This window comes from Streptomyces sp. NPDC101227 (genome assembly GCF_044767545.1).
Lineage (GTDB): Bacteria > Actinomycetota > Actinomycetes > Streptomycetales > Streptomycetaceae > Streptomyces.
Window position 1 is genome coordinate 49,239 of record NZ_JBIWOD010000018.1, and the last position, 24,442, is coordinate 73,680.

Here is a 24,442-nt window from a genome sequence, read left to right on the forward strand (position 1 = left end):
AGTGGCTCAGGTCGATGATTCTGCGACATGACCGGGGCCTTGCCACAAGCCCCCCGGTGCGCTATACCTTGAGAGTGGCAAGGAGTCGATGAGCTCCTTGCCTTTGTCATTTGTCGTCCGCCGCGGACGGACGACCAACGCAGCGCCCCCACAAGCGACTTGGCCCAAATGCATTACGGGCTCGTACGCTGGCCGCCATGGAAGACGACGACCTCCCCGACGAGGGCGAGTACTTGTCCCGATGGCTGGACGAGATGGACCTCGAACTCGGCAAGATCGGCTGCCGGGGAGCGCTCCCCGTGCCTGACGACTTCCCTCACGACTTCAGCCCCGAAAGCCTGCCCGCTCTGGAGACCGCTGCCCTGGAGTATGCGGCCCGGGAGGGCTACCACATAGACCTCTACATCCATGCCCTGGGCGCCTACTTGGGGGAAGCGATCCTGTATACGGCCGGCGGCCACTGGGGATGGTTCGGATACTCCGGCTACGGCGACGGCGACCCCACCGTGATCGTCGACCCGGTGCACAAGGCCGGCCCGGTCCACGTGTGCGACATCGTCCGCCGAGCCCTGGACGAACGCACCGGCGAGGTGTTCGCCGAGGAGCACGGATGGATGCAGATTGCCGCGGACGCGGCGCTGGAGAACGACCCCACCTGGCGGCCGGTGAAGGAAGAGGACGGCATACAGCGGCCGAAGGCCGGCTGAACGCGGGTACCGGTCTGCTGCCGCTACTCGCGCCCGGGAACGGACGTGGCGAAGTTATCCACAGGAGGCTGCCTCCAAAACCATGCAACGCCCCATCCGGCTACGGTCGGTGACATGCACGGAGGACTGCCGTTCATCGGCATCAGCACCATCGTCTACGGCGTGATCGGCCTGACCGTCGTCGTAGTCGGCAAGATCCGTAAGACAGGGGGAGCGCAGCATGCACACCATCACCGTCATCGTCCCAGCTCACAACGAGGAGGAGGGGCTGCCGGCCACACTGGAATCGCTCGCGTGCCAAACGGTGCCGCCTGACCGGATCCTGGTCGTGGACGATGCCTCCACCGACCGCACGGGCGAGGTAGCGGCGTCACACGGCGTGAGCGTGCTTCGGCCGCCGCGCAACCTCGGGAGCAAGGCGAAGGCGCAGAATTACGCGCTTCCGCACTGCACCACCGACCTTGTACTGGCGGTCGACGCGGACACCGTTCTCGCGCCGGACTACATCGAGACGGTCGTCCCCGTCTTCGACGACCCCGGTGTCGCGGTCGCGGCGGGCACGGTCCGCACGCGGCATACCCGCACGATCTGGGAGCGCGGAAGGTCGACCGAATACCTCTTCGGCTTCCACTTCCACCGCCCCATCCAGGCGCGCGCCAACAGCCCCATGGTGTGCTCGGGTTGCTGTTCGGTCTTCCGGCGGGACGATCTGGTGGCCTTCGGCGGGTTCCCGGAGCGGACCATCGTCGAGGACATGGACTACACGTGGTCGCAGCAGATCGCGGGCCGGCGGGCGGTGTACGTCTCCGACGCCGTGGCCCTGGCCGCCGACCCGGAAGACCTCACCTATCTGCGCAAACAGGTCTGGCGCTGGATGGCCGGCTTCTGCCAGAACGTGCGGCTGCATCTCGGGCGGCTGATCGTACACAAACCGCTGCTGGCGCTCTGGGTGCTGCTCGCCCTGCTCGAGATCCTCACCGCGCCCCTCTGGTGGGCCACCCCGTTCGTGGTGGCCGCGACGACCGATCAGCCCCCGGCGTCGGCCTTCGCCTGGTGGGCCGGGGCCGAGCTGGTGCTGACGGCGCCACCGCTGATCTACGCCGCCCGTCGCCGCAGACTCCCGCTCGCCGGTGTCCTGCTGAACATCCCCTGCGTCTACGCGACCAAGGCCGTCAACCTCGTTTACGCCTGGAAGGCCCTCATCGTGGAGCTGGTGCTGGTGCCGCTCCACCTGGCGCGGGGCCTCACGGTCTATGAGAAAGGCCGGGCCGATTTCCGTCCGGGGATGGCCAAGGCGGCGACCGTATGAACCGCCGCGGCCCCGGACGGTGGCGGCGGCCGGTCCGCCGGCCGGCCCGTCACCACGCTTCGCTCAGGCGCTCAGCGCCGTCAGCTCCTGGTGGACGCGGGCCTCGGCCGCCTGGTCGTAGCGGCGCAGCAGCAGCCGGGCCAGCTCGGGGGCGGAGCCGAGCACCGGGGCGAGGATGTCCGCGCCGGCCTCGCGGGCCCCGGCGGCGATCCGGTCCGGGAGGAAGCCGGGGGCGATGACATACGGGGCGACGGCCACCCGGCCGACACCCTCGGCCCGTAGTTCCCGCACGGCATCCGCCGTACGGGGCAGAGATGCGGAGGCGAACGCAGGTCGCACGGCACACCAGTTGGCAGTGCGCCGCCACTCCCGCGCGATTTCAGCGATCACTGCGATCGCCTCCGGGTCACTGGAGCCCGCCGAGGCCAGTACGACCCCGGTCGAGCGGCGGTCGCCGGGCCGCAGCCCGGCCTCCTCCAGCCGCCGCTCCAGCGCGGCGGTCAGGAGGGAAGAGGGGCCGAGCACCTCGGCCTGATGAACGGTCAGCAGGGGCAGCCGCAGCGCGGCCTCCCGCAGCACCGCGGGGATATCGGACTTCGCGTGGAAGGCGCGGGTGAGGAGGAGAGGCATCGCCACCACGTCCCGGACGCCCTCGGCCGAGAGGCGCTCCAGCACCCGGGGCACGCTGGGCGCATTGAAGTCGAGGTAGCCGACCTCGACCCGCAGCCCCGGCCGCAGCGCCCGCACCCGCGCGCAGAGCGCGGAGACGGTCGCCGCGTGCCGCGGGTCGCGGCTGCCGTGGGCGATGACGAGGAGAGTGGGGCGTGCGTCCATGGTCAGCTCTTGATTCAGCTCTTCACGAGGAGGCCGCGGCTGCGCAGCACCCGGCGCTCGATCGGCGCGAAGACCAGCAGCTCGATACCGATACCGACGATGAGGATGAGGAGGATGGCGGACAGCACCCAGGACATGTCGCCGGTCTCGCGGCCCTGTTCCAGCAGTTGGCCCAGGCCGGTGCCCAGGTCGGGCGCGTTGACGATGAGTTCGGCGGCCATCAGGGAGCGCCAGGAGAAGGCCCAGCCCTGCTTGAGGCCGGCGATGTAGCCGGGCAGCGCCGCGGGGAGGAGGACGTGCCGGATGCCGGCCAGGCCCGTCGCGCCAATGGTGCGGCCGGCCCGCAGGTAGAGCGGCGAGATCTGGTCGACGCCGGCCACCAGGCCGTTGGCGATGGAGGGGACGGCGCCGAGCAGCACCACGGCGTAGATGGTGGCGTCGCTCAGGCCGAACCAGATGATCGCCGCCGGTACCCAGGCAACCGAAGGGAGGGACTGCAGACCGCTCAGGATCGGTCCGATCGCGGCCCGGACCGCCTTGACCCGGGCGACGATCAGGCCCAGGGGCGTACCGATGGCGACCGAGGCCAGGAAGCCGAGGGCGCCGCGGGACACGCTGGTCCACACGTAGTCCAGCAGCGTGCCCTGGAGCCACTTCTCCTGCAGGGACCGGGCCACGTCGAGGGGGCTGGGCAGCAGGAAGTGCGGCTTGAGCTGGAAGTGGTAGGCGAGCTGCCACAGTCCGAGCACGATCGCGATGGCGATAAGGGGAGGCAACGCCTTGGAGGTCAGGGTGCGCAGCCAGGGCTGGCGGTCGACGACGGTGGATTCCAGGGCGTCGAGCCCGGCCTCCAGACCGGCGATATCGCCCGCGGCACGGGCCTTGGCGTCGTGGATTTCGGCAGGGGCCGCGTCGCCCGGCTGGGCGGCGTTGGTCTCGGCCTGGGTATCAGTGCTGGCCATGGCGGCGGATCTCCCCACGGAGCTGTTCGGTGATCTCGATGGAAAGGTCGGCGACCGCGGCGTCCTCGATACGGCGCGGCTGCGGGATGTCCACCCGCCACTCGCGGGCGATCCGGCCCGGACGGGACGACAGCAGCACCACCCGCTGGGCCAGCCGCACCGCCTCTCGCACGTTATGGGTGACGAACAGGACCGACAGCTGGGTCTCCTCCCAGATGCGGGTCAGCTCGTCGTGCAGGACGTCACGGGTGATGGCGTCGAGCGCGGCGAACGGCTCGTCCATCAGCAGCAGCCGGCTGTCCTGGGCCAGGGCGCGGGCCATGGCGACGCGCTGGCGCATACCGCCCGAGAGCTGGTGGACGCGCTTGCCGTAGGCGCCCTTGAGCCGGACGAGTTCGAGCAGCCGCTCGGCCTCGGTGCGGCGCTCGCCGCGCGGCACCCCGCGCAGCCGCAGCGCCAGTTCGATGTTGCGGCCCGCGGTCAGCCACGGGAACAGCGCATGCTCCTGGAACATCAGCGCGGGCCGGCCGCCGGGCGTCTCGATGCTGCCGGCGGACGGCGCATCGAGACCGGCGACGAGGTTGAGCAGGGTCGACTTGCCGCAGCCCGAGGCCCCCAGGAGGCAGACGAATTCGCCCGGCGCGACATCGATGCTGATGTCGTCCAGCACGTGCTGCTGCGCGCCGGGGCGGCCGAACGACTTCGAGACATGGTCGATGCGAGCGGCGTATGTCTCGGTGCCGGCCGGGGTCGCCGTGGCGGGCTGCTTGGTGAGCGTGGTGGTCGTCATCGGTGTCACCTCCTGGGGGACTGCGGTGCTACGGATCGAGGAGTGTCAGCTGCCGAGGCCGGCGTCGTCGACCGGCGGCTTGCCCTCGGACTTGAGCACCTTGTTGAGCAGGGTGAGGTCGTAGATGCCCTTGAGGTCCGGCTTCTTGAGCAGGCCCGCCTTGACGGCGTGGTCCGCCTCCTCCTGGAGGGTGGCGGCCAGCGGGTCATCGGTGACGTCGATGTTCTTGAAGGCCGGGTCGATGACGTTGCCCGGCAGCGCCTTGCCGGCGACATCAGGGGCGGCGAGCTCGTCGTTCAGCGCCTTCTTGGCCTCCTCCGGGTGGGACCGGATAAAGGCGTTGGTCTTCACCGAAGCGCGCAGCACCGCCTCGACGGCCTTGGGGTGCTCCTTGAGGAACTTCTGGGAGACGATCATGTTCGTGATGACGAACTTGCCGTCCTTCCACAGCTTCTTCTCGTCCAGGATCGTCTTGCCGCCCGCGGCGACGAGCTTGGAGGCCGTGGGCTCGGGCACCCAGGCGCCGTCGATGGAGCCCTGCTCAAAGGCGGTCGGCGTCACCTTGTTGTCGGTGCGCTGGACGGTGACATCGCCCTTGCCGGTGGTGGCGTCGACCTTGTAGCCCTTGCCGGCCAGGAAGTTCAGCAGTGCCACGTCCTGGGTGTTGCCCAGCTGCGGGGTCGCGATCTTCTTGCCCTTGAGATCGTCCAGGCTCTTGATCTTCTTGGGGTTGACGACCAGCGAGACACCGCCGGAGGCCGAACCAGAGATGATCTTCAGGCTGGTGCCGTGCGACTTGGCGTAGCCGTTGATCGCGGGCGAGGGGCCGATCCAGCCGATGTCGATGGCGTTCGAGTTGAGGGCCTCGATCTCGGCGGGGCCCGCATTGAAGGGAGTGCCCTCGACCTTCGTGCCGCCCAGTTCCTTCTGGAACAGGCCCTTCTGGAGGCCGACCAGCGGGGTGGCGTGCGTGGTGTTGCCGAAGAACCCGATTCTTACCTTGTCGAGCCCGTCGGTCTTGGGGCCCTTGGGGGCAATGCGGGTGGCGGTGTCCTGCTTGGCCTCGGAGCCGTAGCCGCAGGCGCCCAGCGCGCCGACCAGGAGTGGGACGGAGACGGCGGCCGCGAGCAGGCGGTGTCGAACGGCAGACACGGGAGAGGTTCCTCTCGGAGGGCCGGGGCGGTGAGCGCCCTTCTAAGGCGCGCCCGGCGGTTCGATGGATCTTCGGAAGGGGGGCGTGGGGGGTACGGAGTCGAGCATCGTCAGCACACACATCGCCCGACTCCTCCCTGGCCACTGCCGAGGGCGCCGCTGCCGATCCGGCCGCCCTCTACCGCGAAGGTGGAGAACATGTCTTTGAGCATGTTCAGAAGTCCCATCCGTCGTCGTCCGCCTCGGCGGCCGGAGCGGCTTCCGCGGCCGCCTCCGCGAAGGCGGTGCCCGCCATTCCCGCGGTCAGCGTCGTACCGTCCGCCGGGTCGATCAGCAGGAAGGATCCCGTGCGCCGGGAGTCGGCGTACGCGTCCAGGGCCAGCGGCTCGGCGGTACGCACCACGATCCGGCCGATGTCGTTGGCGACCAGCTCGCCCGGCGCCGGGTGCTGGGAGAGGTCGTCCAGGGTCAGCCGGGAGGGGATGTCCTTGACGATCGCCTTGACCGTGCGGGTGGTGTGCTTGAGCAGCACCCGCTGGCCGACGGTCAGCGGCCGGTCCGCGACATGGCAGATCGTCGCCTCGATGTCCTGGGAGACCGACGGCGCCGCGGCGGTCGGTGTGATCAGGTCACCGCGCGAGATGTCGAGATCGTCGCTGAGCCGGACGGTCACCGACTGCGGTGCCCAGGCGACGTCCACGGCCTGGCCGAGTGCGTCGATCGCCTCGATGGTGCTGGTGCGCCCTGAGGGGAGCACGGTGACGGCGTCGCCGACGCGCAGGACGCCGGAGGCGATCTGGCCCGCGTAGCCGCGGTAGTCGGGGTGTTCGGCGGTCTGCGGGCGGATGACGTACTGGACCGGGAAGCGGCCGGGGTCGTCGGAGGGATCGGCGACGACCGGGACCGTCTCCAGGTGCTCGAGGACGGTCGGGCCGCCATACCAGTCCATGTTGGCCGACGCCGTCACGACGTTGTCCCCGGCCAGCGCCGAGATCGGGATCGCGGTGATCTCCGGGACGCCCAGCGAGGCCGCGTAGGTCGTGAACTCCTCGGCGATGGCGGCGAAGACGGGCTCGGCGTAGTCGACGAGGTCCATCTTGTTGACCGCGAGGACGACATGGGGGACGCGCAGCAGGGCGGCCACGGCCGCGTGCCGGCGGGTCTGTTCGACGACGCCGTTGCGGGCGTCGACAAGAACGACGGCCAGCTCGGCGGTCGAGGCACCGGTCACCATGTTCCGGGTGTACTGCACATGACCCGGGGTGTCGGCGAGGATGAACCGGCGCCGGGGCGTGGCGAAGTAGCGGTAGGCGACATCGATGGTGATGCCCTGCTCGCGCTCGGCGCGCAGTCCGTCCGTCAGCAGCGCCAGGTCCGGCGCCTCCTGCCCGCGGTTGCGGGAGGCGTGCTCGACGGCCTCGAGCTGGTCGGCGAGCACCGACTTGGAGTCGTGCAGCAGCCGCCCGACCAGCGTCGACTTGCCGTCGTCGACGGAGCCGGCGGTGGCGAAACGCAGGAGCGAGGTCGCGCCGGCGTCGATGACGCCCTCAACAGCATTGGTGGTGCTCATGGTTAGAAGTACCCCTCGCGCTTGCGGTCCTCCATGGCGGCCTCGGACATCTTGTCGTCGGCCCGGGTCGCGCCCCGCTCGGTGAGGCGCGAGGCGGCGATCTCCGTGATGACGGCCTCGATGGTGTCGGCGTCGGAGTCGACCGCGCCGGTGCAGGACATGTCGCCGACCGTGCGGTAGCGCACCAGCCGGGTTTCCAGCGTTTCGTCGTCCTTGGGGCCGCCCCATTCGCCGGGTGCCAGCCACATCCCGCTGCGGGCGAAGACCTCGCGCTCGTGGGCGTAGTAGATGGCGGGCAGTTCGATCTTCTCGCGGGCGATGTACTGCCATACGTCCAGCTCGGTCCAGTTGGACAGCGGGAAGACGCGGACGTGCTCGCCGGGCGAGTGGCGGCCGTTGTAGAGCTGCCACAGCTCGGGGCGCTGCCGGCGCGGGTCCCAGCCGCCGAACTCGTCGCGCAGCGAGAACACCCGCTCCTTGGCGCGCGCCTTCTCCTCGTCGCGGCGGCCGCCGCCGAAGACCGCGTCAAAACGGTTCTTCTCGATGGCGTCCAGCAGCGGCACGGTCTGCAGCGGGTTACGGGTGCCGTCGGGGCGCTCGCGCAGCTCACCGCGGTCGATGAAGTCCTGGACGTGGGCGACGTGCAGGCGCAGGCCGTGTCGCTCGACGGTGCGGTCGCGGTAGTCGAGGACCTCGGGGAAGTTGTGGCCGGTGTCGACGTGCAGGAGGGAGAACGGGACCGCGGCGGGTGCGAACGCCTTCAGCGCGAGGTGCAGCATGACGATGGAGTCCTTGCCGCCGGAGAAAAGGATCACCGGCCGCTCGAACTCGCCCGCCACCTCGCGGAAGATGTGCACCGCCTCGGACTCGAGGGCGTCCAGGTGCGACAGGGCGTAGGGGCTGTCGCCCTCGGTCTCGGTAGCAATGGTCGCGGTGGTCACGCCAGTCCCCTTTCGACGAGCAGCTCGTGGAGCGCGGCTGCGGACTCCTGCACGGTCTGGGTGTGCGACTCGATGCGCAGGTCGGGCGATTCGGGCTGCTCGTAGGGGTCGTCCACGCCGGTCAGGCCGGAGATCTCGCCGGCCGCCTGCTTGGCGTACAGCCCCTTCACATCGCGTTCGGAGCACACCTCGACGGGCGTGGCCACATGCACCTCGAGGTACGCGCTGCCCTCGGCCTGGTGGCGCTTGCGCACCGCCTCCCGGGAGTCCGCGTACGGCGCGATCACCGGCACCAGGACGGTGACCCCGTTGCTCGCCAGCAGCTCGGAGACGAAGCCGATCCGCTGGACGTTCGTGTGCCGGTCGGCGCGGGTGAAGCCCAGGCCGGCGGAGAGGAACTCGCGGATCTCGTCGCCGTCCAGCACCTCGACCCGGCGGCCCTGGCCGCGCAGCCGCTCCGCGAGCGCATTGGCGATCGTGGTCTTGCCCGCGCTGGGCAGTCCGGTCAGCCACACCGTGGCGCCCGTCATCGGCTTCTCCTGAGCTTCCGCAATGTCGTGAACATCTGTAGTGCCCTGCAAGGTGTCCGGAAAATTCCCGAGTCCGGCCATCAGTGCAGCCCGCACTCGGTCTTGTTGCTGCCGGCCCAGCGGCCCGCCCGCGCGTCCTCGCCCGCCAGGACCCGGCGGGTGCAGGGGGCGCAGCCGACGGAGGCGTAGCCGTCCATCAGCAGCGGGTTGGTGAGCACGCCGTGCTCGGCGACGTAGGAGTCCACGTCGGCCTGCGTCCAGCGGGCGATCGGCGAGATCTTGACCTTCTGGCGCTTGGCGTCCCAGCCGACGACCGGGGTGTTCGCCCGGGTCGGGGACTCGTCCCGGCGCAGCCCGGTCGCCCAGGCGTCGTAGCCGGTCAGGCCCTCTTCCAGCGGCTTGACCTTGCGCAGCGCGCAGCACAGGTCCGGGTTGCGGTCGTGCAGCTTCGGGCCGTACTCGGCGTCCTGCTCTGCGACGGTCTGACGGGGCAACAGCGTGATGACGTTGACGTCCATCACCTCGGCCACCGCGTCCCGCGTCCCGATGGTCTCCGGGAAGTGGTAGCCGGTGTCCAGGAACACCACGTCCACGCCCGGGAAGGCGCGCGAGGCGAGGTGGGCGACGACCGCGTCCTCCATGGAGGAGGTGACGCAGAAGCGGGCGCCGAAGGTCTCGGCGGCCCAGGTCAGGATCTCGAGCGGGGACGCGTCCTCCAGGTCGCGGCCCGCGCGCTCGGCGAGCTGCGGCAGATCGGTGGCAGTGGTCACGACGCACCTCCAGCAGAAGTTGAGGGGGAAGCGGAGAGCCCCTGGGAGAGCAGACCCAGGAACTTCAGCCGGAACGCGCGGCTGCACGAACGGCATTCCCAGGCGGCACCCTCACCGCGGACGGAACCCTCCTCGGAGGGGCGCAGGTCCTCATCACCGCAGTACGGGCAGCAGAACGGGGCGGCGCGCTCGCTCACTGTGCCTCCCGCTCAGCCTCGGCGCGCTCTGCGGCGCCGGCTTCCCTCGTCACTGCTCGCTCCTTCGTCGCTGCGCGGCTCCTCAGTCCAGCCGGCGCCACGCGCCGAGGCACGCTCACGTGTGCCTCCCGCTCGGTCCGGGGCTCGCTCACTTCAGCGCACCCTCTTCCGCGCGGGCCGCCCACTGGGCGAACCGCTCGCCGTCGGTGCGCTGCTCCTGGAAGTTGCGCAGCACCCGCTCGACGTAGTCGGGGAGTTCCGTGGCGGTGACCTTCAGACCGCGGACCTTCCGGCCGAACCCGGCCTCCAGGCCGAGCGCGCCGCCCAGGTGGACCTGGTAGCCCTCGACCTGGTTGCCGTCGTCGTCCAGGACCAGCTGACCCTTGAGACCGATGTCCGCGACCTGGATACGGGCGCAGGCGTTGGGGCAGCCGTTGAGGTTGATGGTGAGCGGCTCGTCGAACTCCGGGAGACGGCGCTCGAGCTCGTCGATCAGCGAGCTGCCGCGGCCCTTGGTCTCGACGATCGCCAGCTTGCAGAACTCGATGCCGGTGCAGGCCATCGTGCCGCGCCGGAACGGGGACGGCTTGACCTGGAAGTCCAGCGCCTCCAGCCCGGCGACGAGCGGCTCGATCTGGTCCTCGGTCACATCGAGGATGATCATCTTCTGCTCGACGGTGGTGCGCAGCCGGTCGGAGCCGTGCGCCGCGGCCAGCTCGGCGATCTTGGTGAGGGTCGCACCGTCCACCCGGCCGACGCGCGGGGCGAACCCCACGTAGTACCGGCCGTCCTGCTGCCGGTGCACGCCGATGTGGTCGCGCCACTTCTGCGCGGGCTCCTCGGGCGCCGGGCCGTCGATCAGCTTCCGCTCCAGGTACTCGTCCTCCAGCACCTGGCGGAACTTCTCCGGGCCCCAGTCGGCCATCAGGAACTTCAGCCGGGCGCGGGTGCGCAGCCGCCGGTAGCCGTAGTCGCGGAAGATCCCGACCACGCCGGCCCAGACGTCGGCCACCTCGTCCAGCGGCACCCAGGTGCCCAGGCGCTGGGCGAGCTTGGGGTTGGTGGACAGGCCGCCGCCGACCCAGACGTCGAAGCCCGGCCCGTGCTCGGGGTGCACGACACCGACGAAGGCCACGTCATTGATCTCGTGGACCACGTCCTGGACCGGCGAACCGGAGATCGCGGTCTTGAACTTGCGCGGCAGGTTGGAGAACTCCTTGCTGCCGATGTAGCGGTCGTGGATCTCGTCCACGGCCGGGGTGCCGTCGATGATCTCGTCCGCCGCGATACCGGCCACGGGGGAGCCGATGATCACTCGGGGGCAGTCGCCGCACGCCTCGGTCGTGGAGAGTCCGACGCTCTCCAGCTTCTCCCAGATGGCGGGGACGTCCTCGATGCGGATCCAGTGCAACTGGATGTTCTGCCGGTCGGTGATGTCCGCGGTGCCGCGGGCGTACTGCTCGGAGACCTCGCCGATGGCGCGCAGCTGCGGCACGGTCAGCCGTCCGCCGTCGATGCGGACCCGCAGCATGAAGTACTTGTCGTCCAGCTCCTCCGGCTCCAGGATCGCGGTCTTGCCGCCGTCGATCCCGGGCTTGCGCTGGGTGTAGAGGCCCCACCAACGCATCCGTCCGCGCAGGTCGTTGGGGTCGATGGAGTCGAAGCCGGCCTTGGAATAGATCGTCTCAATGCGTGTCCGCACATTGAGACCGTCGTCGTCCTTCTTGAACTGCTCGTTGCCGTTGAGCGGCGTGAAGTGGCCAACGGCCCACTGGCCCTCGCCGCGGTGGCGGCCGGCCTTGCGGCGCGTCGTGGCGGCCCCGGCCGAGGGCTGGGGGTTATCCGGGGTGTCGGCGGCCATGGGTGTACGTCCTTCTGGGCGGGCTCAAGGGGCGGACGGGCGCGGCATGCCCGCGTGACCTGTGCGGACACACCGAAACGCGGCGCGCGGCAACGCGTCGGTGGTGTGCTGCAAGGGCGGGGTACGGCCGCGTCCGCGACGATGGGGACGGCGGGGGATCGGGTGGTGCCGGCGGTGCTGTCCGGGGCTCGCGGCCCTGGTCAGCGCTTCGTCAGCCTGCCCGACAAATGGCGCTGGACATGCGGCCGAGGTCGACGTGCCGCCGACTCACCAAGGCAATTCCAGCTCTAGACATGACGGAAGCGTGGCACGCCGTTCTCTGGCCAGTCCACCGTCGTCCAGGATTTGGACATCACTGTCCCGGATCGCGAGACAGTGTGTCGTGGATCACCTTCCGGAGTCACCTTGCGGCGGAGTCCGGGAAGGGTGTGAGGGGGCCGGCGCCGGGCCAGGGCCCCGGCATCGGCGCCTCGGCCTCCTGCGTCACCGTGGTCTCGTACACCCGGAACCCGCGCCGCTCGTAGTTGGCCTTCGCGTGGGGGCCGTCATCGCTGCAGGTGTGCACCCACACCCGCGTCGTCCGCTCCCGCTCCGGCCACCGTTCGGCCAGGTCCCAGGCCCGCTCGGTGCCGTACGCGAGCAGCCACCCGCCGATCCGGCGCCCCCGGAAGGCCGGGAGCAGCCCGAAATAGGCGATCTCCACGGCCCCCTCCGGATGGGCATCCAGCTCGATGAACCCGGCGGGCGTCCCCCGCCCGTACGCCACCCACGTCTCCACGCCCGGGCGCCCCAGGTGTTCCGCCCACCGCGCATACGGCCAGTCCAGCCGGTCGGTCCACAGGATGTCCCCGCCGACCGCCGTATAGAGGAACCGGCTGAATTCCGGCGATGGCACCTCGGACCTGACGATACGGACATCCTGCTCGGCCGGCGGTCCCGCGGCGGCGAAGAGGAGGTCGGCGGGCGAGGTCTGCTCGAGGTACCAGGTGGTGACCGAGTGGCTCATGGGGTCAGGACATCACAGGCGCCGGCGCCGGCCGCGGCGGGCCCGGCGCCGTCCGGTGCGGCTCCTCAGCAATACGGATCGTCGTGGAGGACGAAGAGGCCCACGCGGTCGTCCACCCACGCGGGGAGCTCGTCGATGTCGTTGTCGTCGAGGTTCAGGTGGGTGAGGGCGGTGAGGCCGCGGAGGCATGCGGGCAGCTCGGTGAATTCATTGTCGTCGAGGTACAGGCGATCCAGCGCCGTGAGGCCGCCCAGCGATGCCGGGAGCGCGCTGAGGCGATTGCCGCGCAGGATGAGTCCGGTGAGTGCGGTGAGTTCCCCCAGCGATTCCGGCAGGGCGGCCAGGTCGTTGTGCGCCAGATCGAGGTGGGTCAGTGCGGTGAGCCCGCCCAGGGAATCGGGCAGCGCATCCGGCAGTGCGCCGAGTCGGTTCCCGCCGAGGTTGAGGCCGGTGAGCGCGGTGAGATTGCCGAGCGATTCGGGGAGGGCGGTCAGATCATTGCGGTCCAGGTCGAGCCAGGCGAGTTCGGGGAGATCGCCGAGGGAATCCGGGAGCGAGGTGAGGCGATTGCAAGGGAGCAGGAGTCCGCTCAGCCCGGTGAGGCGGCCGATCCATTCGGGGAGGCGGGTGAGGTGGTTGTAGCCGAGATCGAGGTGGATGAGGGAGGCGAGGCCGGCCAGTGGGTCGGGCAGTGCGCCGAGGTGGTTGGCGCTCAGGTCGAGTGCGGTGAGGGATGTGAGATTGCCGAGCGTGGCGGGAAGCTCGGCGAGTTCATTGCTGTTCAGCCCGAGCCGGGTGAGCCGGGTGAGATTGCCGAGCGATTCGGGGAGTTCACCGAGTGCGTTGTCGCGCAGATCGAGGTGGGTGAGGGAGGTGAGCTCGCCCGTCCATGCGGGGAGGGCGGTGAGGCCGTTGCCGCTCAGATCGAGCTCCATGAGGCCCGTCAGCCTCCGCAGCGGTTCCGGGAGCGTGGTGAGGCTGTTGCCGTTCAGATGGAGTTCCCTGAGCGAGGTGAAATTCCCCAGCCATTCCGGGAGCTCGGCGAGGTTGTTGTCGCTCAGGTCGAGCTTGGTGAGATGAGTGAGTTCGCCCAGTTCTTCCGGAAGGGTGTCCCGCTGATATCCCGAGAGGTCCAGCTCGTCGTCATCGCCGAGAATTGCCTCATCGAGCCGCTCCGCCCATTCCATTTCCGCCAGTTCGTCTTCGTCCAGGCCATGTGCGCCCTCGTGCTCGGACAACGGTGCCCCCCCCACATCTCCGATCAGCTGAAGTGTCATTCTTTCACCGGGAGTTGGCGGGATCGGACGGTACCGCTGAACCGGTCCCCGTCATCCGGGCAAAGACCACCACATTGCCTGCGTATCCGCCGCTCTCGGAATAGCCGCCACCGCACGTCAGAAGCCGGAGTTCGGGGCGCCCCGTGGCGCCGTAGACCCGCCGGGCCGGGAAATGATTCTTGGTGAATACCTGGATGCCGTAGACCTCGAAGACCACGGTGCGGCCGTCTTTACGGGTCACCCGGATCGTCCGGCCCTTCTTGAGGGAGCCCAGGCGGTAGAAGACGGCGGGGCCGGTGTAATTGTCGACGTGCCCGACGATGACGGCGGTGCCCCGTTCGCCCGGGGCCGGGGCGCCGGTGTACCAGCCCGCGAGACGGGGGTTCCGGGCCGGTGGGGCGGCTATTCGGCCGTCCCTGTCGAGGCCGAGCGGAACCAGCGGGGCGGAGATCCGGAGCGAGGGGATGTCCACCCTGGTGACGGCGGAGCGGGCGAGCGGGGGCGGCCCGGAGGGGTGGCCGTCGACGGGGGTGAGCGTGGTGCCGCCGTGCGGCTGCGGCGGGCCGTCGGCCTCGTCCGACAGCCCGCTGCGCAGCATGGCGAAGCCGGTGAGGCCGACCAGGGCCATGACGCCCCAGTTGGGCCGGCGCGGCGGGTGCTCCGCGCGCGGCTCCTCGACCCGGCCCGTCAGGCTCATCGCTCTCCTCCCGGGGCCGTGCTCCCCGCCGCGCACGGTCCGCCGACAGCACGCTAGGCGCGCACGGGGGAGGGGGCGACGGCGGACGGCCGATCGGGTGGGGTGCCTGGCGGGGTGACCGGGTCCGAGGCCCGGTAGTAGCGCATCACCTCGCCGATGAGGAGCCGTCGCCGTACCGGGGCCACCGCATCGCGATCGCTGTCCGGGTGGTGAGCAGCCCGTTCACGATGTGGTCGGTCCGGCAGTGGTCCGGGCCTTGGCGCGCGCCTCACCGTCCCCGACGCGCCCCCTCACCCCCGCCGCGCCGCCGTCACCGCCGGCGCCGACGAGTGCGGCAGCAGCTCCATGGGCCGCGACGGCAGCCGCAGCTCCACCTCCAGTCCGTCCGCGAAGCGGTACGGCCGGTGCGCCAGGACGCCCGCCAGATGGCGGCGCAGCCGGGACAGCTCGGCGCGCACCGTGACCGTACGGCCGCGGTCCCCGAACAGGTCCTGGGCGAGCTCGGCGGCGCTGCGGCCCCGCGGATGCTGCGTGGCGAGGACGAACAGCAGCTCCGCATGGCGCGGGGACAGCTCGTGCGACCAGGCGCCGGCCGGCCCCGTGACGGTAACCGTGGCGCCGTCCCGGCCGCTGACGTCCAGCAGCACCCGGCTGGGCCCGGCGGCCGGCTCCGCGCGGCCGATACGGATCAGCCAGCCGCCGGGCAGCGGCTCCAGCGTGCACATGCCGTGCCGCGGCAGCCACAGCGGTCCGGCCTGGGGCGATCTGGGCAGCGCCACCCGGTCCGGCGGCGTGATGCCGGTGACCCCGGCGATCCAGCCGTTCGGGTCGACGGCCAGCGCCCGGCCGCCGATCCGCGCCAGGATCGGGGCGGCCGTCGACCGCAGCCGCTCCAGGGACGCGTGATGCCGGGTGCGCAGCTCGCCCTCCGCGAGCCGGGCGACCGCGGAGACCAGGGACAGCGTCGTGGGATGGAAGGAGTGCGCCGGGCCGCTGATGTCCACCGTGCCCAGCAGCCGGCCGTCGCGCGGGTCGTGCAGCGGCGCCGCGGCACACGTCCACTGGTGGTGAGTGCGGACGAAGTGTTCGGCGGAGTGCACCAGCACCGGGCGCCGGGCCACCAGCGCCGTGCCGATCGCATTGGTGCCGACCACGCCCTCCGTCCAGTCGGCGCCCTTGTCGAAGCCGAGCCGGTCGGCCATCCGCCGGACCGGCGCGCTGCCCTCCCGCCACAGCACCCGGCCCTCCGCGTCGGTGACGACCATGATCTGCTGTGCGGCGTCGGCGGCCGCCAGCAGTCCGTCGTGGAGTACCGGGAGCACCGTCGTCAGCTGGGAATTGTGCCGTCGCTGCTCCAACTCGGCCATGGACAGGAGCTGTTGGACGCGGTCCCGTTCCGGGTCGACGCCCGATCCCATGGCCCGTAACCAGGATTCGCCGATGACCGGGCGGGGCACGTCCGGCGGCGCATCGGGCGGCAGCTCGCCCGCGAGCGCCGCCTCCCGGATCGAGGCCAGTCGGCGCGCGGTCTCGCGGATGTCCTGGGCCGACCGGACGGCGCTGCCGATCGCTGTGTCCTTCACGCTGCTCCCGTCGCGCAACTCTCACGGCGGCCACCGGAGGCCGCCTACGGGTGGCCTTCCCGCGGCCCGTGCCCATCGTGCCGTCACCGGACCGAAAACGCAGGTCCATTGGGCAGATCCACCGCGGCCGGCGGCAACCGGCTGCAACCGAGTGCAACCGTTGTGGCCTATGACGCGCACCGGGACCCTGATCCCAGCGGCCGATGGCATCCCTCCCCACGCCTCAAGGGCGCGGGGAACCCAGCCAAGGCTTGCCGGACACCCGTCGGCGAGCCTCGGCTGTCCGCCGGGGATTCCATCGGCCGCCGCCATATCCGCAGGGCACGGCGCGGGAGGAGAGCTCACCATGGGGGTGACCGCTCCGCGCGTCGTGGTGATCGGAGCGACGGAGGGACTGCGTATCGCGCGTGCCGGCCGGCTGGCCGCCCACTACGGGGTGCCCAGGCTGCCCGCGGTCGACGTTCTGATCAGACGTCAGCCGCTGCCCGTCGACGGCTATGTCATCGACGGCGCACCACAGTTGCTCGACCGGGTGGCCCGCGTCGGCGGGCTGCTGCCCGCGCTGGCCTTCGCCGACCTCGTGGTGGATCTGCGCGAGGCGGGCCGTACGGAAGGGGAGGACGCGGGCCGGATCCTGCGTTATTACGAGGCCCGTGGGGCGCTGGCCGGCTTCCGGCCGGACGCACCCGACGGGGACCTCATCCTGGCCATCGACGCGGCGCGGCGCGGGCGGACCGCGGCGGACCCGCCGAGATGGCCCTGAGACCGGGAGGGGTGCCGAGTCGGCGCGGCACCGCTCCTTGACCGGCGCGGCGGCGGGGTCCCCCTGTCCGCGCCCCCTGGAGGGCCTCCGTCCTCCACGGGGGGCGAGGAACCGCCGCCGCGCCCGCCCCTCGGGCCGCCCCGCGTCCCGTAGGGCTCAGTCGCCGGTGACGGGCCGCGCCCGCGCCACGATCGCCGCCAGATCCAGGGTGTGCGGCAGCGTCCCGAACGCCGCCCCCGCATCGCCGCCCAGCCGCGACCCACAGAACGCGTCCGCCACCTCGGGCGGCGCGTACCGCACCAGCAGCGCCCCCTGGAGCACCAGCGCCAGCCGCTCCACCAGCCGCCGGGCCCGCGCCTCGATGCCGTCCAGATCGGCGAGTTCGGTCAGCAGCCCCTTGATCGCCCGGTCCAGCCGGTGGTCCGCGCCGCGCGCCGTGCCGATCTCCGTCAAGTAGGCGTTCAGCGCGGCCGGTTCGCGCTGCAGCGCCCGCAGCACGTCCAGCGCCTGGACATTGCCCGAGCCCTCCCAGATGGAGTTCAGCGGCGCCTCGCGCAGCAGCCGCGGCATCCCCGACTCCTCGACGTAGCCGTTGCCGCCCAGGCACTCCAGCGCCTCGGCGGCCACCGGCGTGCACCGCTTGGTCACCCAGTACTTGGCGGCCGGGACCGCCAGCCGCAGAAAGTTCCGGTCCTGCTCGCTGCCGCTGTCGTACGCGGCCGCCAGCCGCAGCGTCAGCGTCGTCGCCGCCTCCGACTCCAGGGCCAGATCGGCCAGCACATTGCGCATCAGCGGCTTGTCGATCAGCGGCCCGCCGAACGCCTCCCGGTACGCGCAGTGGTGCACCGCCTGCGCCACCGCCTGCCGCATCACCGCCGCCGCCCCCGTCACACAGTCCAGCCGGGTCGCCGCGACCATCTCGATGATCGTCGCCACGCCGCGCCCCTCCTCGCCCACCCGGCGCGCCCAGCTGCGCCCGTCGAACTCGATCTCCGCCGAGGCGTTCGAGCGGTTGCCGAGCTTGTCCTTGAGCCGCTGGATACGGAAGGCGTTTCGGGTGCCGTCGGGCAGCACCCGCGGCAGCAGGAAACAGGTCAGCCCTCCCGGCGCCTGGGCCAGCACCAGGAAGACATCCGACATCGGCGCCGAACAGAACCACTTGTGCCCGGTCAGGACGTACTCGCCGGGCGCGGCCAGCGGCTCGGCGCGTGTGGTGTTGGCCCGTACGTCGCTGCCGCCCTGCTTCTCCGTCATCGCCATCCCGGCCAGCGCGCCGCCCTTGTCGGCGGCCGGCCGCAGCTCCTGCTCGTAGACATGCGAGGTCAGCAGCGGCTCCCAGACGGCCGCCAGCTCCGGATCCGCGCGCAGCGCGGGCACCGCCGCATGGGTCATCGACACCGGGCAGGTGTGCCCCGCCTCCGCCTGGCTCCAGACGAGGAATCCGGCGCTGCGGCGGACGTGACCGTCCGGGCGCGACCAGGCGTCGGTGAGGCCGGACGTGACGGCGTGCCCCAGCAGCCGGTGCCAGGCCGGATGGAACTCCACCTCGTCGATGCGGTGCCCGTAGCGGTCGTGGGTGCGCAGGACGGGCGGATGGGCGTTGGCCTGCTCGCCCCACAGCTGGGCGTGTGCCGAGCCGGCGGCCTGCCCGAGCCGGCTCAGTTCCTCCCGTACCTCCTCGAGCCGTACGTCCTCGACGTACCGCGTGACGGCCTCGGTGAGCGCTTGGTCGGAGGCGAAGACGTCGTATCCGACCAGCGGCGGGGGCTGGTTCGTGACCTTGTGAGTGCTGGCTGCCATGGCAGATACGGTAAGGAGGTGCCGCCAGCAAACGAACCAGTCAAACGGCCGGCGGGCCGTCTGACCAGGGCCCGGGTCCTCTACCGCAACGTCTCCAAGCGACGGCTGGCATGGCTGCTGCTCAAGGACATCGTCAACTCCTGCATGGAGTACCGCGTCACCGGGCTGGCCGCCGAGGCCGCGTTCTTCTGTCTGCTGTCGCTGCCGCCGCTGCTGCTCGGACTGATCGGCCTGCTCGGCTACATGGAGCAGTGGATCGGCCACGAAACCATCGACAGCATCCGGCAGAACATCCTCGACGCCTCGGCCACCGTGCTCTCCGACAAGGGCGTGAACGAGATCGCCCGGCCGCTGCTGAACGACGTCTTCACCGGCCGCCGCCCCGACGTCATCTCCCTCGGCTTCGCCATCGCCCTGTGGTCCGGCTCCCGGGCGCTGAATGTCTTTGTCGACACCATCACCATCATGTACGGGCTCGACGGGCGGCGCGGCATCGTCAAGACCCGCCTGCTGGCGTTCGTTCTCTATCTCGCCGCGCTGGTCGTCGGGGCCGTCGCGCTGCCCCTGATGGTGGCCGGGCCGGACACGGTCGTCGGCTGGCTGCCGGCCAGCGCCGATATCGTCCGGGTGCTGTACTGGCCGGTCGTGCTGATCTTGTCCGTGGCCTTTCTGACCACGCTCTACCACGTGTCGGTGCCCGTCCGTTCGCCGTGGCCGGAGGATATTCCCGGGGCCGTCGTCGCCCTCGCGATGTGGGTGCTCGGCAGCTTTCTGCTCCGGCTCTACCTCACCTCGACCGTCGAGGGGCCCACGATCTACGGGTCGTTGGCCGCGCCCGTCGCCGTACTGCTGTGGACCGGCGTCTCCGCCTTCGCCGTGCTGGTCGGGGCCGCGATGAATGCCGCCCTGGACCGGGTGTGGCCCTCGGTCGCCACGGCCGCGGGGCGCGCGGAGCGGGAGCGGCGGGTGCATGCGGTGGGGGAGGGGCGCCGGGCTCCGGACGGCGACGGTGGCGACGGCGACGGCCCGGGTCCCGCCCCGGGGCAGGGGCCGGGGCGGGACCCGGGGAAGGGGCCGACCGGCGGATAGCGGCGGGTGCGCGGGCCATTGACAGCGCCGGGGCGGGGGGACAGGATCCTCGGCTAGCTAAGCGAACGAAAGTTCACCACGCGAACATCCGCGAACATCCCTTATGGCTCGCGCGCCACCCGGCCCGCTGTGAATCCGAGGTCGCCATGTCGCCCACCGGCACGCCCGCGTCCCCCACGGACATCTCCCTCGCCCCCGCCCCCACCCGCCACACCTTCCGCTCCGTCGCGCCCGTCCTGGCGCTGTGCTGGCTCGCCGTCTTCTTCGACGGCATGGACGTCAACGTCTACGGCGCCGTCATGCCCCACATGCTTGACGACCCGTCACTCGGGCTCACCCCCGGCGCGGCCGGCACCATCGGCAGCTGGACCACCTTCGGCATGCTGATCGGCGCCCTCGCCACCGGTACCCTCACCGACTGGCTGGGCCGCCGTCCGGTCCTGGTCACCAGCGTGCTGCTGTTCTCCGCCGGGTCCGCCGCCTGCGCCCTGGCCGGCACGCCCGCACTCTTCGGCGCCGGACGCTTCCTCGCCGGGCTCGGCCTCGGCGGCCTGATGCCGCTCTGCCTCTCGATGGTGATGGAGTTCGCGCCGCCCCGCCGCGCCGCGCTGGCCACCGGCCTGCTGCTGACCTCGTACCACGCGGGCGGCATGGTCGCGACCGGCCTGGGCCTGACCCTCGCCCCCGCGGTCGGCTGGCGTTCGGTGTTCTGGGTCGGCGTGCTGCCCGCGGTCATCGCCGCCCCGCTGCTGCTCAGGCTGCTGCCGGAATCCCCCGGCGTCCTCCTCGCCAAGGGCCGTACCGCCGAGGCCGACGCCATCGCCGACCGCTACGGCATGGCCCGCCCCGTCGCCGCCGATGCGCCGCCCCCGGGTGCCAAGGGCCGCCTGGCCGCGATCCGCGCCCTCTTCCGTCCCGGCATGCGCGGGGCGACCCCGCTGCTGTGGCTCGCCTCCTTCTGCGGACTGCTCCTGGTCTACGGCGTCAGCACCTGGCTCCCGCAGATGATGCGCGCCACCGGCTACGGCCTGACGTCCTCGGTCAGCTTCCTGCTCATCATCAACGCGGGCGGCATCGCGGGCATGCTCATCACCGGCCGCCTCGCCGACCGCTTCGGCGCCCTCGCCGTCTCCGCCCTGTGGTTCCTGCTCACCGCCGCCGGCGCGCTGCTCCTGGGCGCGCATCTGCCGCTCGCCCTGACCTACGTGGTCGTGGCCGTCACCGGCGTCTGGCTCTTCAGCGCCCAGGCGATGGTCTACGCGGCCGCCGACCGCCTCTACCCGCCCGCGGAACGCGCCACCGGCCTGGGCTGGGTCACCGGCATCGGCCGCACCGGCGCCGTCGTCGGCCCCTGGCTCGGCGGCGCCCTCGCGGCCGGCGGAAACGACCAACTGGGCTTCACCGCCTTCGCGTTGGCGGGCCTGCTGGGTGCGGTGGCAATCGGGCTGGTGGCGGTGACCGGCCGCCGCGGCCGGGGCTGACGGCCCGTCGGTGGGCCTCCTTTGCCGGCGGGTCTCCGTACCTCCGCGTGCGCGCGGGAGGCGTGGTACGCCTTGAGCGGGTTCAGGTTCGTTTACGGCGACCCGGGTCCCGGCTGCTACCGGCCACCTGCGGACGGCCTGCCCGCCTGCCCGTCTGTCGAGGCGGCACCCGGCGCTGCCTCAGACGTCATCTGCGGACGTGACCGATGATCCGGTGCCGCCGTACCAGGCCGAAGCGCGCGATGTCGTCGGAACGCCGGGGTCGCTCCCGCCCGATGGCCCGCCTGACGCACCGGCCGCCGCACCGGCCGCCCGCCCCTTCGGCCGCCCGCCCCGTCGGCGGCGCGGCCCCTGGCGACCGTCAGCCGGCCGGCGCGGCCGGCGGGCCGCTCACCGCGTCGGGATCCGTACGAACCGGCCCGCCACGCGGAGGTCCGCCTCGATGTCCGCCGCCGCGTCGCGCAGCGCGGGGAGGATGGCTTCCCGGGCCTCCTCCGGCGTGCAACGGGCCGCGTGGGTCGAGACGTTGACGGCGGCCACGACGCGGCCGGTGCGGTCGTGGACCGGTGCGGCGAGGGAGCGCAGGCCTTCCTCCAGTTCCTCGTCCACCAGGGCGTAGCCCTCGGCGCGGACGGACTCCAGGAGGGTCATCAGGCGCCGGGGGTCGGTGACGGTGTGGCGGGTGAGGGGTTCGAGGGGGGTGAGGGCGAGGCGGGCGGACGCTTCGGCCGGGGGGAGGCCGGCCAGGAGGACGCGGCCCATGGAGGTGGGGTAGGCGGGGAAGCGGGTGCCCAGGGTGATGTTGACGCTCATGATGCGGACGGTGGGGACGCGGGCCACGTACTGGATGTCGTCGCCGGCCAGCACCGCCATCGACGCGGAGTCGTGCACCCGCTCGACCAGCGCCGCCAGGTGCGGCTGGGCGATGGCGGGCAGCGTCAGTCCGGAGAGATGCGCAAAACCCAGCTCCAGGACCTTCGGCGTGGGGCGGAAGAGCTTGCCGTCCGTGGCGATGTAGCCGAGGTGCTCCAGGGTGATCAGGGCCCGGCGAGCGGTGGCGCGGGCCAGGCCGGTGGCCTGGGCCACGGCGGTGAGGGGGAGTGCGGCGCGGCCGGTGCCGAATGCGGTGAGGGTGATCAGGCCGCGGGCCACGGATTCGACGAACTCGGGGCCCAGTTGCTGCTTCGACGCCCGCATCCAGCTCGCATGCGCGGCTACGGGGTCGGCATCGGCGCCGGCGACGGGCGGCGCGCTCAGGGCGTACTCCATGGCGGCCACCGTCTCCCGCAGCCGCGGCAGCACCGCCTCCCGCAGTCCGTTCGCGCTCAGCCGGCTGGTGTGGCTGACGACGCTCACCGCGCAGACCGTACGCCCCTCCGGGTCCCGTACCGGCACGGCCACCGCGACCAGGCCCGGCTCGATGAGCTGGTCGTCCTGCGACCAGCCGGCCGTCCGGGCGGCGGTCACCCGCGCCTCGAAGCCGCCGCCCGATGCGTCGTCCGTCGCAGGTCCCTGCGCGGCGGGCCGCGGCGGTACGGCGGGGAAGCCCGCGTCCGTAGGGTCGGCCGCCCGCCGCTGCCGCCAGCGCCGCCAGCCGTCCGCGTCCCACGCCGCCGCGAACAGCGCGCCCGGCGCGCCCCGTTCGGCCGGGAGCAGATCGCCGATGCGGAAGGCGAGCGACATGGCGCGGCGGCGGGTCGCCTGGTGGACGAAGCGGACCCCGTCGCGGTCGGGGACCGCGAGCGAGACCGACTCGTCGAGCTCGTCGGCGAGCCGGTCGGCGAGCGGGCCCAGCCGGTCGGGGAGTTCGGAGGCGGCGAGGTAGGCGTTGCCGAGCTCCAGCAGCCGGGGCGCGAGGACGGCGTCCCGGCCCTCGGTGCGCAGATAGCCGAGCCGGGTCAGGGTGCTCAGCACGCGGTCCACGGTGGAACGGGCGAGCCCCGTGCCCCGCACCAGGTCGCCCACCGCCTGCCGGCCGCCGCCGGCCGCCAGCGCACGCAGCACGGTCAGGCTGCGCATCAGCGGGGCCACCGCCTCCGGCGGCGGTGTCGGCGACGACGGGTCGGTGGGTGCGGGGTGGCTCATCGGCTCTCCACGGTGCGGCGATCTCGTCGGAACCGTACCTGGCACACCGTTGACAGGGCCCGGGACGGGGTTCAAACTCGAGGCAGTCTGATTCTGAACTTTAGTTCACTGTGCGAACAGACGTGAATGCCCCGGACTTGAAGGCGAGGACATGGCCGAAATCCGCTCCCTGCACGACGCCGTCGCGCAGCTGATCCATGACGGCGACACCGTGGCGCTGGAGGGGTTCACCCATCTGATCCCGTTCGCGGCGGCGCACGAGATCATCCGCCAGGACATCACGGGCCTCACCCTCGCCCGGATGACCCCGGACGTGGTCTACGACCAGCTGATCGGGGCGGGCGCGGCCCGCAAGCTGGTCTTCTCCTGGGGCGGCAACCCGGGCGTCGGCTCGCTGCACCGCTTCCGGGACGCCGTCGAGAACGGCTGGCCCGCCCCGCTCGAGATCGACGAACACAGCCACGCCGGGATGGCCAACCGCTATGCCGCGGGCGCCGCGAAGCTCCCGTTCGCGGTGCTGCGCGGCTACCGCGGCAGCGACATCCCCGGCCGTACGCCCACCGTCTCCACCGTCACCTGCCCGTTCACGGGCGAGGAGCTCGCCGCCGTCGCCGCCCTCAACCCCGACGTCACGGTCATCCACGCGCAGCAGGCCGACCGGCTCGGCAATGTCCAGCTGTGGGGCCTGACCGGCGTGCAGAAGGAGGCGGCACTGGCCGCCCGGCGCGTCCTGGTCACCGTCGAGGAGCTCGTCGACACGCTGGAGCCGCGCCCCGGGAGCGTCGTACTGCCCAGCTGGGTCGTCGATGCGGTCGCGGTCGTCCCCGGCGGCGCCCACCCCTCGTACGCGGCCGGGTACTCGGTCCGGGACAACGCCTTCTACCGGGAGTGGGACGCGATCGCGCGGGACCGGGAGGCGTTCGGCCGGTGGGTGACGGAGACCGTACGCACCGAGGGGGACGGCGGGCGGAGGGCGGACCCGGCGCCCGCTACCGAGACCTCCGAGACCTCCGAGACCACCGGGACCCCCGAGACCCC

Annotated in this window: 22 protein-coding genes and 1 pseudogene; 6 read left to right on the forward strand and 17 right to left on the reverse strand. The window is 71.7% G+C overall.

What is annotated here, in order from left to right; translation table 11 throughout:
* Positions 1–197: 197 nt before the first annotated feature.
* A complete protein-coding gene (locus ACIRPT_RS32295) occupies positions 198–707 on the forward strand; it encodes a hypothetical protein (RefSeq protein WP_403833575.1) in 510 nt (169 codons plus the stop codon).
* Positions 708–927: 220 nt separating this feature from the next.
* Positions 928–2,016, forward strand: coding sequence for a glycosyltransferase family 2 protein (locus tag ACIRPT_RS32300; RefSeq protein WP_403833577.1), 1,089 nt, complete (start codon positions 928–930; stop codon positions 2,014–2,016).
* A 63-nt stretch (positions 2,017–2,079) separates the two neighbouring features.
* Here ACIRPT_RS32300 and ACIRPT_RS32305 read toward each other — a convergent pair whose 3' ends face one another.
* The 15 genes from ACIRPT_RS32305 to ACIRPT_RS32375 all read right to left on the reverse strand — a co-directional run bounded on the left by ACIRPT_RS32305 (position 2,080) and on the right by ACIRPT_RS32375 (position 16,186).
* Positions 2,080–2,850, reverse strand: a complete 771-nt coding sequence (locus ACIRPT_RS32305; RefSeq protein WP_403833579.1) for a sirohydrochlorin chelatase — start codon at positions 2,848–2,850, stop codon at positions 2,080–2,082.
* 14 nt (positions 2,851–2,864) lie between these two features.
* A complete protein-coding gene (locus ACIRPT_RS32310) occupies positions 2,865–3,812 on the reverse strand; it encodes an ABC transporter permease (protein ID WP_403833581.1) in 948 nt (315 codons plus the stop codon).
* Positions 3,799–4,602 carry an ABC transporter ATP-binding protein gene (locus ACIRPT_RS32315; protein ID WP_403833584.1) on the reverse strand — a complete coding sequence of 268 codons (804 nt, stop codon included), beginning with the start codon at positions 4,600–4,602 and terminating at the stop codon, positions 3,799–3,801. The genes ACIRPT_RS32310 and ACIRPT_RS32315 overlap by 14 nt, the downstream gene beginning before the upstream one ends.
* Before the next feature lie 45 nt (positions 4,603–4,647).
* Entirely contained in the window at positions 4,648–5,754 is a 1,107-nt protein-coding gene (locus ACIRPT_RS32320) for an aliphatic sulfonate ABC transporter substrate-binding protein (protein ID WP_403833586.1), read from the reverse strand.
* Positions 5,755–5,968: 214 nt separating this feature from the next.
* Positions 5,969–7,324 carry a sulfate adenylyltransferase subunit 1 gene (locus ACIRPT_RS32325; protein ID WP_403508503.1) on the reverse strand — a complete coding sequence of 452 codons (1,356 nt, stop codon included), beginning with the start codon at positions 7,322–7,324 and terminating at the stop codon, positions 5,969–5,971.
* Positions 7,325–7,326: 2 nt separating this feature from the next.
* Positions 7,327–8,265 carry a sulfate adenylyltransferase subunit CysD gene (gene cysD / locus ACIRPT_RS32330; protein ID WP_403833589.1) on the reverse strand — a complete coding sequence of 313 codons (939 nt, stop codon included), beginning with the start codon at positions 8,263–8,265 and terminating at the stop codon, positions 7,327–7,329.
* Positions 8,262–8,795: an adenylyl-sulfate kinase gene (cysC, locus tag ACIRPT_RS32335; protein WP_403508507.1), complete on the reverse strand. Its 534-nt coding sequence runs from the start codon at positions 8,793–8,795 to the stop codon at positions 8,262–8,264. The genes cysD and cysC overlap by 4 nt, the downstream gene beginning before the upstream one ends.
* 80 nt (positions 8,796–8,875) lie before the next feature.
* Positions 8,876–9,565 (reverse strand): phosphoadenylyl-sulfate reductase, encoded by a 690-nt coding sequence (locus ACIRPT_RS32340; protein ID WP_403833591.1) that lies wholly within the window; start codon positions 9,563–9,565, stop codon positions 8,876–8,878.
* Positions 9,562–9,762, reverse strand: coding sequence for a hypothetical protein (locus ACIRPT_RS32345; RefSeq protein WP_403833593.1), 201 nt, complete (start codon positions 9,760–9,762; stop codon positions 9,562–9,564). The genes ACIRPT_RS32340 and ACIRPT_RS32345 overlap by 4 nt, the downstream gene beginning before the upstream one ends.
* A gap of 148 nt (positions 9,763–9,910) precedes the next feature.
* Entirely contained in the window at positions 9,911–11,623 is a 1,713-nt protein-coding gene (locus ACIRPT_RS32350) for a nitrite/sulfite reductase (protein WP_403833596.1), read from the reverse strand.
* Between the two features lie 211 nt (positions 11,624–11,834).
* Complete coding sequence (locus ACIRPT_RS32355; RefSeq protein ID WP_350257049.1) at positions 11,835–11,918, reverse strand: putative leader peptide; 84 nt, start codon at positions 11,916–11,918, stop codon at positions 11,835–11,837.
* Positions 11,919–12,023: 105 nt separating this feature from the next.
* A complete protein-coding gene (locus ACIRPT_RS32360; RefSeq protein WP_403833598.1) occupies positions 12,024–12,629 on the reverse strand; it encodes a GNAT family N-acetyltransferase in 606 nt (201 codons plus the stop codon).
* A gap of 65 nt (positions 12,630–12,694) precedes the next feature.
* Positions 12,695–13,867, reverse strand: a complete 1,173-nt coding sequence (locus tag ACIRPT_RS32365; protein WP_403833600.1) for a leucine-rich repeat domain-containing protein — start codon at positions 13,865–13,867, stop codon at positions 12,695–12,697.
* Positions 13,868–13,910: 43 nt separating this feature from the next.
* Positions 13,911–14,603, reverse strand: a complete 693-nt coding sequence (locus ACIRPT_RS32370) for a class F sortase (RefSeq protein ID WP_403833602.1) — start codon at positions 14,601–14,603, stop codon at positions 13,911–13,913.
* Positions 14,604–14,893: 290 nt separating this feature from the next.
* Entirely contained in the window at positions 14,894–16,186 is a 1,293-nt protein-coding gene (locus ACIRPT_RS32375) for a GAF domain-containing protein (protein WP_403833605.1), read from the reverse strand.
* Positions 16,187–16,532: 346 nt separating this feature from the next.
* Here ACIRPT_RS32375 and ACIRPT_RS32380 point away from each other — a divergent pair, with 346 nt between their 5' ends.
* Positions 16,533–16,949 carry a hypothetical protein gene (locus ACIRPT_RS32380; RefSeq protein WP_403833608.1) on the forward strand — a complete coding sequence of 139 codons (417 nt, stop codon included), beginning with the start codon at positions 16,533–16,535 and terminating at the stop codon, positions 16,947–16,949.
* Between the two features lie 156 nt (positions 16,950–17,105).
* Here the strand turns inward: ACIRPT_RS32380 and ACIRPT_RS32385 are convergent, their stop codons facing one another.
* Positions 17,106–18,749 (reverse strand): acyl-CoA dehydrogenase family protein, encoded by a 1,644-nt coding sequence (locus tag ACIRPT_RS32385; protein WP_403833610.1) that lies wholly within the window; start codon positions 18,747–18,749, stop codon positions 17,106–17,108.
* Positions 18,750–18,767: 18 nt separating this feature from the next.
* Here ACIRPT_RS32385 and ACIRPT_RS32390 point away from each other — a divergent pair, with 18 nt between their 5' ends.
* Both ACIRPT_RS32390 and ACIRPT_RS32395 read left to right on the forward strand, forming a co-directional pair.
* Entirely contained in the window at positions 18,768–19,838 is a 1,071-nt protein-coding gene (locus ACIRPT_RS32390; protein WP_403833613.1) for a YihY/virulence factor BrkB family protein, read from the forward strand.
* A 146-nt stretch (positions 19,839–19,984) separates the two neighbouring features.
* Complete coding sequence (locus tag ACIRPT_RS32395; protein ID WP_403833616.1) at positions 19,985–21,319, forward strand: MFS transporter; 1,335 nt, start codon at positions 19,985–19,987, stop codon at positions 21,317–21,319.
* A gap of 390 nt (positions 21,320–21,709) precedes the next feature.
* Here the strand turns inward: ACIRPT_RS32395 and ACIRPT_RS32400 are convergent, their stop codons facing one another.
* A complete protein-coding gene (locus ACIRPT_RS32400; RefSeq protein WP_403833618.1) occupies positions 21,710–23,404 on the reverse strand; it encodes an IclR family transcriptional regulator C-terminal domain-containing protein in 1,695 nt (564 codons plus the stop codon).
* A 151-nt stretch (positions 23,405–23,555) separates the two neighbouring features.
* Here ACIRPT_RS32400 and ACIRPT_RS32405 point away from each other — a divergent pair.
* Positions 23,556–24,353, forward strand: a pseudogene (locus tag ACIRPT_RS32405) (CoA transferase subunit A); the annotation flags it as partial.
* Between the last annotated feature and the right edge of the window lie 89 nt (positions 24,354–24,442).

Coding starts and splice junctions, on each gene's coding strand:
- ACIRPT_RS32350 (WP_403833596.1), bottom strand. CDS start 11,623: ATGGCCGCCGACACCCCGGATAACCCCCAGCCCTCGGCCGGGGCCGCC.
- ACIRPT_RS32300 (WP_403833577.1), top strand. CDS start 928: ATGCACACCATCACCGTCATCGTCCCAGCTCACAACGAGGAGGAGGGG.
- ACIRPT_RS32295 (WP_403833575.1), top strand. CDS start 198: ATGGAAGACGACGACCTCCCCGACGAGGGCGAGTACTTGTCCCGATGG.
- ACIRPT_RS32380 (WP_403833608.1), top strand. CDS start 16,533: ATGGGGGTGACCGCTCCGCGCGTCGTGGTGATCGGAGCGACGGAGGGA.
- ACIRPT_RS32305 (WP_403833579.1), bottom strand. CDS start 2,850: ATGGACGCACGCCCCACTCTCCTCGTCATCGCCCACGGCAGCCGCGAC.
- ACIRPT_RS32395 (WP_403833616.1), top strand. CDS start 19,985: ATGTCGCCCACCGGCACGCCCGCGTCCCCCACGGACATCTCCCTCGCC.
- ACIRPT_RS32355 (WP_350257049.1), bottom strand. CDS start 11,918: ATGTCTAGAGCTGGAATTGCCTTGGTGAGTCGGCGGCACGTCGACCTC.
- ACIRPT_RS32360 (WP_403833598.1), bottom strand. CDS start 12,629: ATGAGCCACTCGGTCACCACCTGGTACCTCGAGCAGACCTCGCCCGCC.
- ACIRPT_RS32385 (WP_403833610.1), bottom strand. CDS start 18,749: ATGGCAGCCAGCACTCACAAGGTCACGAACCAGCCCCCGCCGCTGGTC.
- cysC (WP_403508507.1), bottom strand. CDS start 8,795: ATGACGGGCGCCACGGTGTGGCTGACCGGACTGCCCAGCGCGGGCAAG.
- ACIRPT_RS32400 (WP_403833618.1), bottom strand. CDS start 23,404: ATGAGCCACCCCGCACCCACCGACCCGTCGTCGCCGACACCGCCGCCG.
- ACIRPT_RS32370 (WP_403833602.1), bottom strand. CDS start 14,603: ATGAGCCTGACGGGCCGGGTCGAGGAGCCGCGCGCGGAGCACCCGCCG.
- ACIRPT_RS32325 (WP_403508503.1), bottom strand. CDS start 7,324: ATGAGCACCACCAATGCTGTTGAGGGCGTCATCGACGCCGGCGCGACC.
- ACIRPT_RS32310 (WP_403833581.1), bottom strand. CDS start 3,812: ATGGCCAGCACTGATACCCAGGCCGAGACCAACGCCGCCCAGCCGGGC.
- ACIRPT_RS32315 (WP_403833584.1), bottom strand. CDS start 4,602: ATGACGACCACCACGCTCACCAAGCAGCCCGCCACGGCGACCCCGGCC.